General features: G+C 61.4%; 13 protein-coding genes. 4 read left to right on the forward strand and 9 right to left on the reverse strand.

What is annotated here, in order from left to right; genetic code table 11:
* Positions 1-7: 7 nt before the first annotated feature.
* From USDA257_RS05910 to arfA, 5 genes are all read right to left on the reverse strand, one after another.
* The gene (locus USDA257_RS05910; RefSeq protein ID WP_014761993.1) at positions 8-832 is read right to left on the reverse strand and encodes a carbohydrate ABC transporter permease; all 825 of its coding nucleotides are present in this window, start codon (positions 830-832) and stop codon (positions 8-10) included.
* Between the two features lie 3 nt (positions 833-835).
* A complete protein-coding gene (locus USDA257_RS05915) occupies positions 836-1,711 on the reverse strand; it encodes a carbohydrate ABC transporter permease (protein ID WP_086018041.1) in 876 nt (291 codons plus the stop codon).
* A gap of 74 nt (positions 1,712-1,785) precedes the next feature.
* The gene (locus USDA257_RS05920; protein ID WP_014761995.1) at positions 1,786-3,054 is read right to left on the reverse strand and encodes an ABC transporter substrate-binding protein; all 1,269 of its coding nucleotides are present in this window, start codon (positions 3,052-3,054) and stop codon (positions 1,786-1,788) included.
* A 157-nt stretch (positions 3,055-3,211) separates the two neighbouring features.
* Positions 3,212-4,300 (reverse strand): ABC transporter ATP-binding protein, encoded by a 1,089-nt coding sequence (locus USDA257_RS05925; RefSeq protein WP_014761996.1) that lies wholly within the window; start codon positions 4,298-4,300, stop codon positions 3,212-3,214.
* A 66-nt stretch (positions 4,301-4,366) separates the two neighbouring features.
* A complete protein-coding gene (gene arfA, locus USDA257_RS05930) occupies positions 4,367-5,887 on the reverse strand; it encodes an arabinosylfuranosidase ArfA (RefSeq protein WP_014761997.1) in 1,521 nt (506 codons plus the stop codon).
* Positions 5,888-6,199: 312 nt separating this feature from the next.
* Between arfA and USDA257_RS05935 the strand changes: the two genes are divergently transcribed.
* Positions 6,200-7,327, forward strand: coding sequence for a site-2 protease family protein (locus tag USDA257_RS05935; protein WP_014761998.1), 1,128 nt, complete (start codon positions 6,200-6,202; stop codon positions 7,325-7,327).
* A 91-nt stretch (positions 7,328-7,418) separates the two neighbouring features.
* Here USDA257_RS05935 and USDA257_RS05940 read toward each other — a convergent pair whose 3' ends face one another.
* Entirely contained in the window at positions 7,419-7,904 is a 486-nt protein-coding gene (locus USDA257_RS05940) for a hypothetical protein (protein ID WP_014761999.1), read from the reverse strand.
* 256 nt (positions 7,905-8,160) lie between these two features.
* Between USDA257_RS05940 and USDA257_RS05945 the strand changes: the two genes are divergently transcribed.
* On the forward strand, positions 8,161-9,336 hold the full coding sequence (locus tag USDA257_RS05945) for a S41 family peptidase (protein WP_223843443.1): 1,176 nt from the start codon (positions 8,161-8,163) through the stop codon (positions 9,334-9,336).
* Between the two features lie 25 nt (positions 9,337-9,361).
* On the opposite strand, the gene USDA257_RS05950 is transcribed toward USDA257_RS05945, so the two are convergent.
* Both USDA257_RS05950 and USDA257_RS05955 read right to left on the reverse strand, forming a co-directional pair.
* Positions 9,362-10,360, reverse strand: coding sequence for an ABC transporter permease (locus USDA257_RS05950; protein ID WP_014762001.1), 999 nt, complete (start codon positions 10,358-10,360; stop codon positions 9,362-9,364).
* Positions 10,361-10,392: 32 nt separating this feature from the next.
* Positions 10,393-11,133: an ATP-binding cassette domain-containing protein gene (locus USDA257_RS05955; RefSeq protein WP_014762002.1), complete on the reverse strand. Its 741-nt coding sequence runs from the start codon at positions 11,131-11,133 to the stop codon at positions 10,393-10,395.
* Positions 11,134-11,330: 197 nt separating this feature from the next.
* On the opposite strand from USDA257_RS05955, the gene USDA257_RS05960 reads away from it, so the two are divergent.
* Positions 11,331-12,311 carry an NAD-dependent epimerase/dehydratase family protein gene (locus USDA257_RS05960; RefSeq protein WP_014762003.1) on the forward strand — a complete coding sequence of 327 codons (981 nt, stop codon included), beginning with the start codon at positions 11,331-11,333 and terminating at the stop codon, positions 12,309-12,311.
* Positions 12,312-12,358: 47 nt separating this feature from the next.
* Entirely contained in the window at positions 12,359-13,348 is a 990-nt protein-coding gene (locus USDA257_RS05965; RefSeq protein ID WP_014762004.1) for a sugar-binding protein, read from the forward strand.
* 48 nt (positions 13,349-13,396) lie between these two features.
* Here the strand turns inward: USDA257_RS05965 and USDA257_RS05970 are convergent, their stop codons facing one another.
* On the reverse strand, positions 13,397-14,794 hold the full coding sequence (locus USDA257_RS05970; RefSeq protein WP_014762005.1) for a family 16 glycosylhydrolase: 1,398 nt from the start codon (positions 14,792-14,794) through the stop codon (positions 13,397-13,399).
* Positions 14,795-14,962: the final 168 nt, after the last annotated feature.

The following is a 14,962-nucleotide window of genomic DNA, read 5'->3' on the forward strand; positions in this document are numbered from 1 at the left end:
ACCAGCTTCATCCCTTTATGCCCGACGACAGCATCAGCGCCTGCGTCACCCGTTTTTGAAACAGGAGATAGGCAAGCGCGACCGGCATTGCCGCGAGAATGGCGACTGCCATGTCGCGCGCATACTTCACGCCAAAGGCATCGTCGACCTGGGTGATGCCGACGGTGACGGTCATCATCTCTTCCGAATTCGTCACCAGGAAGGGCCAGAGAAAGGCGTTCCAGGCCATGATGTAGGTGATGATCGCAAGCGCCGTGGTGATGCCCCAGTTGAGCGGCAGGTAAAGCCGGAACAGGATCTGGAAATCGCCGCATCCGTCGAGCTTCGCCGCCTCGCGCAGCTCCTTCGGCACGGAGTCGAAGAACTGCTTGTAGACGATCACCACCACGGGAATGATCAGCTGCGGCAGGATGATGCCGCCCCAACTGTTGATCAGCCCGAAACGATACATCAGCACGAATTGCGAAACGACGAGCGCCTGCGAGGGAACCATGAAGCTCGCGAGAATGATGCCGTAGAGGAGCCCCCGCCCGGGAAAGACGATCTGCGACAGCGCATAGGCGCACATTACACTGATCAGGATGACGATGATCGTGACGCTCACCGAGGTGACGAGCGAGTTCACGTACCAGGCCGCAAGATTGGTCTCGAACAGGGCGAAATAATAGGCCGAGAAGTTGAAGACATCCGGAATGAAGGTCGTCTTGGAGACGACCTCGTGCTCAGCTTTGACGGAGGTCACGACCGCCCAATAGATCGGGAAAGCCCACATGCAGGCGACGGACAGCGTGAGTGCCAGAAGCAGGATATTGCCAATGCTCTTGCGTTGCATAACCTAGCGTCCCCTAACGCGCAGAAGCTGATACTGCAGCACCGAAACGGTGACGATGATCAGGAACAGGAAGACCGCCACCGCCGAACCGAGACCGCCATGGTTCAGGCGGAATGCCTCGCGATAGACGAGTTGCAGCAGTACATAGGTCGAGTTGAACGGACCGCCTTCCGTCATCAGGTAGACCTGATCGAAGATCTTGAGCTGCAGGATGAGCTGTAGCGTGAGCACGAGGGCGGTAACGGGCCAGATCAGCGGCCAGGTGATACGCTGGAAGCATTGCCAGCGCGTCGCGCCGTCGAGCGTTGCCGCCTCGTAGTAATCCGCCGGAATGTTGCGCAAACCGGCAATGAAGAGCAGCAGGTTGAAACCGTTGGTCCACCAGATTGTGACCAGCGCCACCATCGGCATCGCCCAGATGGGATCGCGGAAAACGCTGATGCGCCGGCCGGTGAAGAACTCGATCAGATATTGGGCGATGCCGAATTGCTGATCGAGCACCCACTCCCAGATCTGCGTGACTACCGACACCGGCAGGATATACGGTAGGAAGAACAGGACCAGCACGAGGCTTTGCAGCCAGCCCTTGAGGCGGATGACCATCAGCGCCAGGCCAAGACCGATCAGCGTGTTCGGCACGACGGTCAGCACGACGAAATAGCCGGTATTCCACACCGACGTGAAGAAGAGTTTCTGATTGAGCAGTTTGGCGTAGTTGTCGAAGCCGACCCACCGGCCTTCGCCGATCAGCGGCGCGTCGGTGAAGCTCAAGGCGAACATATTGTAAACCGGATAGGCAAAAACCGTCAGGTAGGTGATCACGAACGGCGCGATCATCAGAACGGCGGTCAGCCCCTTGCTCCGTCTCTCTTTCATCAACACCGCAACCGTCCTCCACTGCCGCCGGCAAGACCGACCGGGGCTCGCCCGATCGGTCTCGCGCACCATCGGCCCTACATCTGACTCTTCAGTTCCTCGCGCAGCTGCTCGATGGCATCCTGCGGGTCGAGCTGGCCGTTCAGGGCGGGCACGATGAAGTTCTGCGTTGCCTCGTAGATCGGCCCACCGACGCCGGCGAGCGGCGAAACGGGGTCGAAGACAGCGGTGTCGGCGAGCTTGGCATAGGTTGCATTCGGTTGCATCGCCTTGAACTCGGCGCTTTCGGTCACCGGCTTGTAGGCCGGGATATGTCCGGCGCCTGCCCAGGCGAGGCTATGCTCGTTCATCCAGGCGACGATCTCGAGCACGGCCTTGAGTTTTTCCGGCGCAATCGGCCTAGCTTCGCTGTTCGGCACGGCAAAGGCATGCGAGTCCGCCCAGGTCGCCTGTTGCCCCATCAGTACCGGAATTTGCACGGCGCCCCATTCGAAGCCGAGATTGCCGGTCTTGGCGAGGTCCACCATCGTCGGCACTTCCCAGACGCCGTTGATGTGCATCGCCGCCTTGCCCGAGGTGAAGAGCGCGATCGAGGCCTCGTAGGAAATCAGCTGCGGCGAATATCCCGACGACACCCAATTGGCCATCGTCGTCAAGGCCTTCACCCCGGCATCGCCCGGCAGGATCTCGTCGCCTTCGATGAATTTGCCGCCCTGCTGGGAAAGCAAGGTGTAGAACACCCGCCACATCGAACCGCCCTCGTCCGTGTGCAGCGAAAGCGGATATTGGACCTTGCCGGTCGCCTTGATGTTTTCGAGCGCGGCGTTGAAATTCTCCAGACCCTCGAGCCCCTTCGGCAGCCCGTCCTCGCCCAGCAGGCCGGCCTCTTTCAGGATTGTCTTGTTGTAGTAGAGAACGATGGAATGAACGTCGAAGGGAATGCCGTAGACCTTGCCGTCGGCCGTCGCCGACTCCCAGCTCGCCTCGACATAGTTCTCCTTCTTGATGCCCGCCGCGGTGAGCTCCTCCGGCGCGAGAGGCCGCAGGATTCCCGACGGGATCGCCAACGGAAAGCGCGACAGGTGATAGGTCATGACGTCCGGCTGCTGGCCGACGGCCGCCGAGGTCTGGATCTTGCTGTAGAACGGAACGCCCCATTCGAGCGTCGTCGCCTTGATCTTGATGTCGGGATGGGTGTCGTTGAACTCCTTGATCAGCGCCTTCATGCGAACACCGTCGCCGCCGCTCAAGAAATCCCACCAGGTGATATCGGTCTGCGCATAGGCGGCTGCGGAAGGCAGGATCGCCAGGGCACTCGCAACGGCAAGTCTCAGTAGCTTTTTCACGTCTCTCTCCTCCTTTTCATGCCCAGTCTGGCGGCTCACGCCGCATTGAAGTCTGGCGGCTCATGCCGCATTGCTCATCGCCCGGACTCCTCCTGTCCGAACGACACGCCGCACTATTGGTGCCGCGCGTGTTCGCTGTGTATCTGATTTTCGGATATCAACGCAGGCGTTCACCCCGCTGGCTGAAGGCGAACATCTCCTTGGGGGCGAGGCTCAGGCGGATCGCCTGCTTGGGATGCGGCCGCTCTTCGCCGCGGCATTCAACGGTCATCTCCGCGCCCGTCGCCGTCAGCGCATGCAGGTAGCCGATTCCACCCAGTTCCTCGATGAACTCCGCCGTCGCCTTGAGAGGGACGCCTCCCTCCCTGTCACCAAGCGCGATATGTTCCGGTCTTACGCCCAGGAATATTCCCTCGCCCAGGGGAACACCGGCTCGCGCCGGAACGTCGAAGGGAACGCCGGGAGCATCCTCAAGCTCGACCGTCAGCTGGCCGGCCGCTGCAGACGTGACCCGCGCCTTCAGGAAGTTCATGGCCGGGGAACCGATGAAGCCCGCGACGAACATGTTGTCGGGATTGCGATAGAGTTCGAGCGGCGCGCCGACCTGCTGGACAATGCCCGCCTTCAGGACGACGATCTTGTCTGCGAGCGTCATCGCCTCGACCTGGTCATGGGTGACGTAGATCATCGTTGCGCCGATCTGGCGATGCAGGCGGGCGATTTCCATGCGCATCTTCACCCGGAGCTCTGCATCGAGATTGGACAGCGGCTCGTCAAACAGGAAGACGCGCGGCTCGCGGACGATCGCCCGGCCGATCGCCACACGCTGGCGCTGTCCGCCGGAAAGCTGGTTCGGCTTGTGGCTCAGATAATCTTGAAGCCTGAGGATATCCGCCGCAGCCCTGACTTTCGCCTCGATCTCCGCCTTGGGACGCCGGGCAATCGAGAGACTGAAGGCCATGTTGTCGAAGACGGAGAGATGCGGGTAGAGCGCATAGGACTGGAAGACCATGGCGACGCCACGCTTCGACGCCTCCCTTCGGGTGACATCCTCGGCCTCGATCCTGATCTGTCCGCCAGTCGTCTCCTCTAGCCCGGCGATCATGCGCAAGAGCGTCGATTTCCCGCAGCCGGACGGGCCGACGAAAACGGCGAACTCGCCCTGCTCTATCTCGATGTCGACATCATGGATCACTTTCACGGCGCCGAACGACTTGCAGACGCCGGTCAATTTGATTCCGGACATTGAACCTCCCCGATGGTTACGTCAGGTCCAGGGCAGTTCCTCCAACCGACCCGGGCCAAAGCCGGCTCATGCCGAAGCGATGGACAACAGAACGAAATGATAGGATCTCGGCGGCAGCGATCCGACGAGGGAGCCGGCCTCGTCGACCGCAAGCTCCCTCCCCGGTTTGGGCACGATCCGGTTCTGATCGCCGACCGAATTGCTCGCCTTGAGGTCGTCTCCCTCAAGCATGTGATGCTCAAGAATCCTGGCCTGCTTGAAGCCTTGAAGATCGAGCGTGATGCCAAGCGGCTCGTCGAGGCTGCGATTGACGGCAAAGACCGCGATCGACTTCCCATCGTCCTGCAGCACTGCGGAAAGATCCAGGAACGGCACGTCCTGCGCCACATCGCAGTCGTAAGTGGGACCCGAGGTCGATACGTTGAGCGCCGTACCGCGGCCGTATTTCGAGGCATATTGCAGCGGATAGTAGATCGACTGCCGCCAGGCCGGCCCGCCGGCCTTTGTCATGATCGGTGCGATGACGTTGACGAGCTGCGCCATGCAGGCGATCTTGACGCGGTCGGAGCGGCGAATGAAGACGTTGAGCAATGAGCCCACGAAGATCGCATCCTCGAGATTGTAGAGCTCCTCGAGCAGCGGCGGCGCCTCTGGCCAATCCCAGCTGGCGATCCTTTCACCATCCTCCTTGCGATTGTGATACCAGACATTCCACTCGTCGAAGCAGATCTTCACATCGCGTTTCGAGCGCTTCTTGGCCTTGATGTAATCGATGACGCCGCCGATCGTGACGATGTAGCGGTCGAGGTCGATCGCCTTGGCGTAGTAGTTGAGGGTGTCCTGCTCCTCGTTGCCGAAGTATTTGTGCAAGGAGATGTAGTCGACGCTGTCGTAGCTGGCGTCGAGAACTGTCGCCTCCCATTCCGGGTAGGTCTTCATCTTGTCGTTCGATGAGCCGCAGACCACGGTCTCGAGGGTCTTGTCGAAATATTTGAAGGCCTTGCTCACCTCGTTGGCGAGATGGCCATATTCCGCGGCGCTCTTGTGCCCCACTTGCCAAGGACCGTCCATTTCGTTGCCGAGGCACCAGATGCGGACGTTGTGCGGGTCCTTGTAGCCGTGCTTGGCGCGCAGGTCGCTCCAGAAGGTGCCGCCCGGATGGTTGCAGTATTCGAGGAAGTTGCGCGCGTCATCCAGGCCCCGCGAACCGAGATTCATGGCGAGCATCATTTCAGTGCCCGCCAGCTTCGCCCAATCGGCAAACTCGTTGACGCCGACCTGGTTGGTCTCACGCGTCCGCCAGGCGAGGTCGAGGCGCACGGGACGTTCGGCTTTCGGACCGATGCCATCCTCCCAGCGATAGGCGGAGACGAAGTTACCGCCCGGATAGCGCACGATCGGCATGTCGAGATCGCGAACCAGCCCCAGAACATCCGACCGAAAGCCCTGCTCATCCGACTTCTCGTGTCCGGGTTCGTAGACACCGGTGTAGACGGCCCGGCCCATATGCTCGAGGAAGGAACCGTAGACGCGCTTGTCGATGGTCGAGATGGTGTATTCGCGGTTGACGGTCGCTTTCGCTCGCATGGGTTTCCTCGTTCATTGAATTCGATTTTCTGCGAAGCTATCCTGTATGATTTTTCATTTCAACTATTTTGTTTTATATCGTTATTTGTGATATAAAAACCGCGATAGGCGAGTTTCGCGAGCCGCTGCGGAACGATCCCGCTGGCAATTGATTGTCCAGATATCCTCGTGTGCGCTGGCCGCGTCGCACTTCGTCAATCGAGGCGATGTGAAAGCAGCCGCTGGCGGCGTACAGTCGATCTCGGCATAATTTGCCGACGGCGCTATGAAGCGCCGGAACTGGAGGGCAGGCACGGCAGGAGCGTTTCGCACATGGGTTGGTCCTTCAGGATTGGAACGATCGCCGGGACGGCACTTCGCGTGCACGTGACCTTCGCGCTGCTCCTCGTCTGGATATGGGTGATGCACTATAGAGCGGGCGGCACGGCCGCCGCGCTAGAAGGCATCGCATTCGTCCTGGCCGTCTTCGCCTGCGTCATTCTGCACGAATTCGGCCATATCGCCGCGGCGCGCCAATTCGGCATCAAGACGCCGGATATTACTTTGCTTCCGATCGGCGGCGTCGCCCGGCTTGAACGCATGCCGGAGGAGCCGGGGGCGGAGTTCGTGATTGCGATCGCCGGACCGCTGGTCAACGTGGCGATCGCCGGCGTCATCATTCTCTTCCTCAGGACCTCCGTCGGAATGGAGCAGCTTGCCGGCATCGAGGACCCGCATATGAGCTTTCTGTCGCGGCTCGCCGGAGTGAATATCTTTCTGGTGCTTTTCAACATGATCCCGGCCTTCCCCATGGATGGCGGCCGCGTCCTGCGTGCCGCGCTTGCCTCGCGCTTGAGCTGGTCGCGCGCCACGCAGATCGCTGCCATGATCGGCCAAGGTCTCGCCTTCGTCTTCGGTTTCGTCGGCCTGTTCTACAATCCGCTGCTGATCTTCATCGCAATCTTCGTCTATCTGGCAGCGACTGCTGAAGCGCAGAATGCCCAAATCCGCGAGGTCTCCGGCAGCGTTCTCGTGAGCGACGTGATGATTACCGAATTCGCGACGCTCGATCGGACTGCAAGTATCGACGAGGCCATCGAAGCCCTGCTCGCGACGACGCAGCGCGAGTTCCCCGTCGTCGATGCCTTCGGCCATTTCGAGGGCCTGCTCACGCGAAACGATATGATCCGGACCTTGAAGGAGAAGGGTGCGGCAACGCCGGTCGTCCAGGTGATGCGCCGTGACGTGCCAAGGATTCACTACCGCAAGCGCCTGGAGGAAAGCCTGCGGCTCATGCAGGAGGCGAGTTCGCCCGCAGTCGCGGTCGTAGACAGCATGGACCGTCTTGTCGGACTGATGACGCATGAAACCATTGGGGAAATGATGATGGTGCGCGCGGCCGCGGACGGCAGGTTCCGCTTCGGCCACTTGCGGCGACCCAAGCCCGAAAGCCGCACCTGAGCAATCCGCAACGCGCTACTGCATGTTTCCTCAAATCGTAGCCGATTTAAGGACAAAAATACGCAGCAATCCAAGAATGCCACGCTGTAGGCTAGTTGGTCCCCGCAGGTAGGCGAGGCGCCAGGAAGGCTACGCATATAAAGACAAAACCGATCAACTTCGCGGCGGCCACCGTCATGTGGCCGGCCTCCCAGCGGAGCCGTACGGCGGCGAAATCCGGCGGAATGGGACCGGGTTTCCAAGTCGCCAGTATCGCATTGGCCGGCGCGACGATCGTGAACCACGCGGCCAGGCCGGCGGCGAGCAGAACCGCGCCGCCCAGTGCGAACCAGAATGCCGGCCTCTCATTTGCGAGAAGATAGGTCAACAAGAAGGCGATCAGAATGGATCCGACGTCGAGCGGTGCGCCGACTTTCGCGAACAGGGCGAACTGGCCATTGAAGACCGTCGCCTCCCGCCAGAGTTCCGGTGACCATACGGTGAGCCGCGGCGGCGCTTCGAGGACGTGAGCGAAGGAAGGACCCAAACTCAAAGCGGAGAGAAGGAGCGACGCGAACGCTGTCAGGTAAAGGACCATGACTTCAATCCTCTAGTTCAAATCTCTGCTGCGAACCCGAAACCTCATCGCGCCATGGTTGTTCCGAGAAGAGGTCCCAGAACGCCCTGGATGACCCCTTCACGGAATGTTGTTGAAGGGAGCCTCGATCCGGGGGCGGCTTTGCGGGTACTCTTGGCCGGAAACGGAAACATGGTTTCGAGAAGTGAAGACGTTCGGCCCCCTGCCCTTCGCGCTCCTGCTCTTCCTCGCACCGGCCGAGGGCTTCGCTCTGGATATGCCTCGTTCCGGCCATGCGGTGTTTGATCGCGCCGTCGAGCTCGTCGTCGATAATTTCTATGACGCATCCGCGCTCGATCGTTTCAGCGCCGCGGTCCGCAAGCAAATGGAGGATGACCGCGGGTCGCTGACAGCCAAGAGCCCGGAGGATCGTGTCGACGCGGCGGTCGAGAGCGTGCTCGCCAGCCTCGGCGTGTCGCATACCGGCCGCTTCACCTCCGACACGATCGACTATTACGAACTGGCCGACATATTCCGCTTCGCCATCCGCAGCGATATCAAACGGCTGTTCCCGCCGGACGGCGAGGTTCGTTATGCCGGGATCGGCATGGTCACCCGGCACGAAGACGGGCTGCATTTCGCCAGCGATGTCTATGATGGGGCGCCTGCCGACCGGGCAGGTATCCGGGTGGGCGACGAGATCCTCTCGGTAGACGGCCTGCCTTACCGCGAGATCGCATCTTTCCGGGACAAGGTCGGGCGCACCGTCGACGTCCGGCTGCGCCGGCATCGGGAGGCACCGCCAATCACCGTCACGGTCGCCGTCGAGCGGCTGCAGCCGCTGCGCACCTTCGAGAAGGCGATCGAGAGCAGCATCGCAGTCACCGGACCGGAGGGGCGGCGCATCGGCTATCTCCGCCTCTGGACCCTCTCCACCCGCGACGGTCTGGACATCGTCGCCCGCGAGCTCGCCAGCGGCCGCCTCAAGGACGCCGATGGCGTCGTCGTCGACCTGCGCGGGCGCTGGGGCGGCGGCCCGCCGGACGCGGCAGACCTTTTCGTCGGCGGGGTGCCGACATTCCGGCTGATCTCGCGGGACGGCAAGGACATGCTTGGCACCGTGCGCTGGCGCCGGCCGGTGGTGGCGATCATCGATGAAGGATCGAGAAGCGGCCTCGAACTCTTCGCTCATGCCCTGAAGGTGAATGGCATACCGCTTGTCGGCTCACGTACGGCCGGCGCCCTGCTCGCCGGCCGGGCCTTTCTTCTTCCCGATGACAGCCTCCTGGAAGTGGCGGTCTCGGATGCGGTCATCGACGATGGTCTGCGCCTGGAAGGTCGCGGCGTCGAACCGGACATCACCGTGCCCTTCAGCCTGCCCTATGCGGACGGGCGCGATCCGCAGGTCGACGCCGCGATGGAGGAGATGCAGCGCATTCTCGCCAAGGGCTGATGTGGCTCCGCCATCCGTAGAGCCGCTATTCGCTCTGACGGAAACTGCGGATGCGATCGAACAGTACGGCGAGCACCGTCGCGCCGCCGATGAAGGTCCCCTGCCAGAAGGCGTTGATGCCGAGCAGGCCGAGACTGTTGCGGATCACCTCGATCAGCGCCGCGCCGATCAAGGCGCCGGAAGCGGTGCCGAGCCCACCCGCCAGGTTGGCGCCGCCGATGACCGCCGCGGCGATGACCTGAAGCTCCATACCGGCGCCGATATTGGTGGTGACGGCGCCGAGCCAGCCGGTCTGGATGATGCCGGCAACGCCCGCCGAAAGCGCCGAAATCATGTAGACGGTAACCTTGATCCGGCGGACCGGAACGCCGGTCAGCGTCGCGGCGTGCTCGTTGCCGCCGATCGCAAAGACGTAGCGGCCGAACTTCGTCCAGCGCAGAACGAAGCCGGTGAGAAGCGCAAGCACAATCATGTAGATCACCGGATTGGCGATCCCGAAGAACCAGGCACCGCCGCCGAGCGCCAGGAGCGTGTCGTGATCCGGGCCGAACTGGAAGACGACGGTGTTGTTGGAGGCGACCATTGCGAGGCTTCGGGCGATCGACAGCATGCCGAGCGTGATGACGAAGGGTGGAAAACCAAGATAGGCGATCATGACACCGTTGAAACCACCGATGAGGAGGGCCGTGCCGATCGAAGCGGCAATGCCGACCTCGATGCTGTAGCCGGCATTCATGACCACCGCGAGTACCATGCTACAGAGACACAGGACCGAGCCGACCGACAGGTCGATGCCGCCGGTGATGATCACCAGCGTCATCCCGAGGGCAATGATCGCCACGAAGGTGAAGTTGCGGGTGATGTTGTAGAGGTTCTTCGGCGTCGCGAAAGTGTCCGTCGCGACGGACAGGAAGAGGCAGGCCAGAATGACGGCGATCAGCACCCAGAACGTCTGACTGGACAGAACCGAGGTGACCCAGCTCTGCTGTCTCTGCCCGATCGCCCGATCCAAGGTAATTGCCATGACCGACCTTCGCTTTCCCCGCGCTGTCTTGATTATACCTGTTCGATCGCGCCGGTGATCAGACCGGTGACCTCTTCCGGTGAACTTGCCGCAATCGCCTTGTCGGCAACCTTTCGGCCGCGCCGCATCACGATGACACGATCGGCAACGTCGAAGACGTCCGGCATGCGGTGACTGATCAGCACCACCGCGATGCCACGGTCGCGCAAATGGCGGATCAGATTCAGCACTTCGGCCACCTGGCGGACGGAGATTGCCGCAGTGGGTTCGTCCATCAGCACGATCTTCGCTTCCGAGAGCATGGTGCGGGCGATCGCCACCGCCTGCCGCTGACCGCCGGACATCTGCTTGACCAGATCGCGTGGGCGGGTCTCCGACTTCAGCTCCATGAAGATCTCACCGGCGCGCCGGTACATCGACTTGTAGTCGAGAACGCGCAACGGACCGACTCCGCGGCGCAATTCACGTCCGAGAAATACGTTCGCCGCCGCAGTCAGATTGTTGCAGAGCGCCAGGTCCTGGTAGACAATCTCGATGCCATGCTGGCGCGCTTCGATGGGGCGATGCATGACAAGTTCGGCACCGTTCAGACGCATGGTCCCGTGGCTCGGTCGATAGTTGCCGGCGATCATCTTGACGAGAGTGGACTTGCCGGCGCCATTGTCGCCCATGAGGCCGACGACCTCGCCGGCCTGAAGCGCAAACGAAACGTCGTTGACCGCCTGGATGGCGCCAAAATGCTTGGAAATATTGGCGAGCTCGAGAACCGCCACGCTAGCCTCCCGATACCTGAATACCGCCGTGCCCGGGTCTCCTCCCCCAGGTTAATGCGATTCCATTTACGCAAATGCGCGGAACAGCGTCAATCGTCCTACAAATAAAGACGTATATGCGCGCGAACGCATATTGTATTACAAATATTCGTTGACGCGCGAAGCGCGCGGATATTACCTATCAGCAGGAGGAGAGCATGCTGATCCTTGTCACCGGGGCAACGGGCAAGGTCGGACAGCATCTCATCGCTGGGCTGCTTGACGATCCTCGTTTTCCCAAGGCGCGCATCCGTGCGCTTTGCCACAACCGCCTGCGTGCCGAAACAGACCGTGTCGAAGTGGTCCGCGGAACGATCGCCGAGCGCGACGTCGCCGCCCGGGCGCTCGCCGGGGTAACGCATGTCGTCCATCTCGCCACCTGCAAGGAAACTCCAGACAGCGTCATGGACGTAACGGTCAAGGGGTTGTTCTGGCTGCTCGAGGAATTCCGCGCCAGCGAGACCGCCCGCCAGTTCATCCTCATCGGCGGCGACGCCGGCGTCGGCCATTTCCACTATCGGCACGACGGGCCTGTCACCGAGGCGACGCCGCATCGGGCCTATCCGGGCTGCTACGCCCTGTCAAAGGTCCTCGAAGAGGTGATGCTGGAGCAGTATGGCATTCAGTACGGCCTCAACGGCTGCTGCCTGCGGGCGCCATGGATCATGGAGAAGGATGATCTCAGGTTTTCTCTGTCCTTCGGCGACGATGTGTTCGGCGGCCCGGTCTGGAAGGACCTCGTTCCGGAAGCCGACGCGAGACGCTATGCGATGGACGGCACGGTGCCGTTGCTGCTCGACGCCGACGGGCGACCGCTAAAGCGCAACTTCGTCCATGTCGACGATCTTGTCTCGGCGATACTGGCGGCGATCGATCATCCCCGGGCGGTTCGGCAACTCTTCAACATCTCGATGGATCGACCGGTCGATTATGGCGACGTCGCCGCCTACCTCGCCCGCACGCGCGGTCTTGGCTCCGTCAACATTCCGAGCCGCTTCCATTCCAACTGGATGGACAACAGCAAGGCCAAATATCTGCTGGGCTGGCAACCCGGCTACGATCTCGAGAAGCTTATAGATTCGGCCTGGCAATACGAGCGCTCGGAGGAGAATCCGCGCATCGTCTGGTATCCGGGCTGATTGGTGTCGCGGACACGGGGTGTCCGTGCGTTGCAAGGGAGGAAAGCATGAGGAAGGCATTATTGCTAGCCGCAGCCGTCCTGGCGTTCAGCGCCGGAACCGCTCTGGCCCAGAAGAAGCAGCTTGTCATTGTCGTGAAAGGCCTCGATAACCCGTTCTTCGAGGCGATCAACCAGGGCTGCCAGAAGTGGAACAAGGAAAACCCGGATTCGGAATACGAATGCTTCTACACCGGCCCTGCCTCTACATCCGACGAGGCCGGTGAGGCGCAGATCGTCCAGGACATGCTGGGCAAGGCGGATACGGCGGCGATCGCCATCTCGCCCTCAAACGCCAAGCTCATCGCCCAGACACTCAAGACCGCGAATCCGACAGTCCCGGTCATGACGCTCGATGCGGATCTCGCAGCCGAAGATTCGGCGCTGCGCAAGACCTATCTCGGTACGGACAATTACCTGATGGGGTACCGCATCGGCGAGTACATCAAGAAGGGCAAGCCGAATGGCGGCAAGATCTGCACCATCGAAGGCAATCCCGGCGCCGACAATATCCTGCGCCGCGCCCAGGGCATGCGCGACGCGCTGACGGGTCAAAAGGGGCTGACGGAGCTCAAGGGCGAAGGCGGCTGGACGGAAGTTGCCGGCTGCCCGGTCTTCACCAATGACGACGGCGCCAAGGGCGTGCAGGCAATGACCGACATTCTTGCCGCCAATCCCGACCTCGATGCCTTTGGCATCATGGGCGGGTGGCCGCTATTCGGCGCGCCACAGCCTTACCGCGACCTGTTCAAGCCGATGGCCGACCAGATCGCCAAGAATGAATTCGTGATCGGTGCTGCCGATACGATCGGCGACGAGGTGGCAATCGCCAAAGAGGGTCTGGTGACCGCCCTCGTCGGGCAGCGTCCCTTCGAGATGGGCTACAAGGCGCCATCGGTGATGATGGACCTGATCGCCGGGAAACCGGTCGAGGATCCGGTCTTTACCGGTCTCGACGAATGCACCAAGGACACGGTGGACACCTGCATCCAGAAATAGAGCTTAAGAGGGAGGCCGGCGGCGTGACGTCGGCCTCCCTAAGCCCGCTCAGATCTGCCAGTCGGCGTCCAGCTGATAGGCCTTGATATAGTCGATCTTCATCTGAGACCCGTCGACGAGCCCGTCACTCGGCGTGCCGGCGATACCCCCGACCGCCAGGTTGACGAGCATGTACATCGGGTCGTGCATGTCCGAGGGTGTGTCGGCACGGGCAATCGCCGCATCGTCGAAGTACCAGACAATCTCGTCCTCGGTCCAAAGCACGCCGTATTTGTGGAAGCCGCTGGTGTCAGGCACCTTCACTGCGCTCGCGATGCTGGTCTGCGAGCCGGTCTCGTTGGAATGCACGGTGGCGATGATGGTATTCGGATCCTGCCCGCGCATCTCGACGACGTCCAGTTCCGGTGGCCAGGAGCCATCGGCGGGCAGAAGCCAGAAGGCCGGCCATACGCCCTGGTCGTCCGGCATGTCGGCGCGGACTTCGAAATAGCCGTAGGTCTGGGCAAAGGACGAATGGGTCGTGAGCAATCCGGACGTGTAATCATAGCCATTAATTTGGGCTTGGATGGCTTCGGACGCCGGCGCGGCCTTGATCGTCAGAACGCCATTGCTGACGGAAAACGGGTTGGCGGAAGCGGTCGGCTGGTAGGTCGGATTGATATACCATTGCAGTTCGCCGTTTCCGGAAAGCGTGCTTCCCTTCTCCGGCGCCCACCAGAACTTTGGATCCCAGACGCCGCTATCGCCGCTACGCAGCTGAAGCGTGTTGAACTCGTCCGAGAAAGTCTGCGTCAGCGCGGAGCGATCGAGGCTCAGCCGAAACTGGTGCGCCTGCAACTGATCGGCAGTGGTGTTGGCGAACACCAGGCTCTCGCCGTCTGCCAAAGCGAGGCGCAAATTCGACCCCTCCTGGCTCGCATTGGCCAGAATCTGCTGGAAGGAGGTAAACCCATAGCCGTCCAGACGAACGGTGTCGTCGAAGTTGAAATCGGTAATAAGGTCCGTGCCATTGCCGCGCGCGAACACGAAGGTGTCGGCGCCACCTGCGCCGATCAGCACATCGTTGCCGCCGCCGCCATCGAGCGTCTGGGTTCCCGAGCCGCCCTTAATGATGTTGTCCGTGTCATTGCCGAAGGCAAACCGGCCGCTGCCGGTGACGGTCAGGTTCTCGAAATTCTGCGGAAGCGTGTAGCTCATCCACGTATTTATCGTATCGACACCCTCGCCTGCCGCCTCAGAGGCCCGATTGATCCCAGAATAGAGATAGTAGATGTCGTCACCCTTGCCGCCGATCATGGTGACATTGACGGAACTGTCGCCCCACATGGAATCATTGCCGGCGGTCCCATAGAGCGTAGGCCCCGATCCGGTTGCGGAAAACCAGGCCGTCGAGCTTCCGCTGTAATAGAGCGGCTTGCCCACGGCATTCAGCACAGTTCTGCTCATCGCATCTCTCCAGGTTTGATTGGACTCCTCCTCCGCAAGGCCCAAGGGCCATACCCTCCGCGGCGAACCTACCACCAGCGGTGGGGCTCCACACCCCTACGTCTTTTAGGGCGTTTTGGAACAATGCTCCGATCAGCGGCGTTGTCTGGCGTTATGCGGCGCGCGGAG

This window comes from Sinorhizobium fredii USDA 257 (assembly GCF_000265205.3).
Lineage (GTDB): Bacteria > Pseudomonadota > Alphaproteobacteria > Rhizobiales > Rhizobiaceae > Sinorhizobium > Sinorhizobium fredii_B.

Bases quoted from the DNA above. Each gene is read 5' to 3' on its own strand.
- USDA257_RS05910 (WP_014761993.1), bottom strand. From the start codon at position 832: ATGCAACGCAAGAGCATTGGCAATATCCTGCTTCTGGCACTCACGCTG.
- USDA257_RS05925 (WP_014761996.1), bottom strand. From the start codon at position 4,300: ATGTCCGGAATCAAATTGACCGGCGTCTGCAAGTCGTTCGGCGCCGTG.
- arfA (WP_014761997.1), bottom strand. From the start codon at position 5,887: ATGCGAGCGAAAGCGACCGTCAACCGCGAATACACCATCTCGACCATC.
- USDA257_RS05935 (WP_014761998.1), top strand. From the start codon at position 6,200: ATGGGTTGGTCCTTCAGGATTGGAACGATCGCCGGGACGGCACTTCGC.
- USDA257_RS05940 (WP_014761999.1), bottom strand. From the start codon at position 7,904: ATGGTCCTTTACCTGACAGCGTTCGCGTCGCTCCTTCTCTCCGCTTTG.
- USDA257_RS05945 (WP_223843443.1), top strand. From the start codon at position 8,161: ATGCCTCGTTCCGGCCATGCGGTGTTTGATCGCGCCGTCGAGCTCGTC.
- USDA257_RS05950 (WP_014762001.1), bottom strand. From the start codon at position 10,360: ATGGCAATTACCTTGGATCGGGCGATCGGGCAGAGACAGCAGAGCTGG.
- USDA257_RS05960 (WP_014762003.1), top strand. From the start codon at position 11,331: ATGCTGATCCTTGTCACCGGGGCAACGGGCAAGGTCGGACAGCATCTC.
- USDA257_RS05965 (WP_014762004.1), top strand. From the start codon at position 12,359: ATGAGGAAGGCATTATTGCTAGCCGCAGCCGTCCTGGCGTTCAGCGCC.
- USDA257_RS05970 (WP_014762005.1), bottom strand. From the start codon at position 14,794: ATGAGCAGAACTGTGCTGAATGCCGTGGGCAAGCCGCTCTATTACAGC.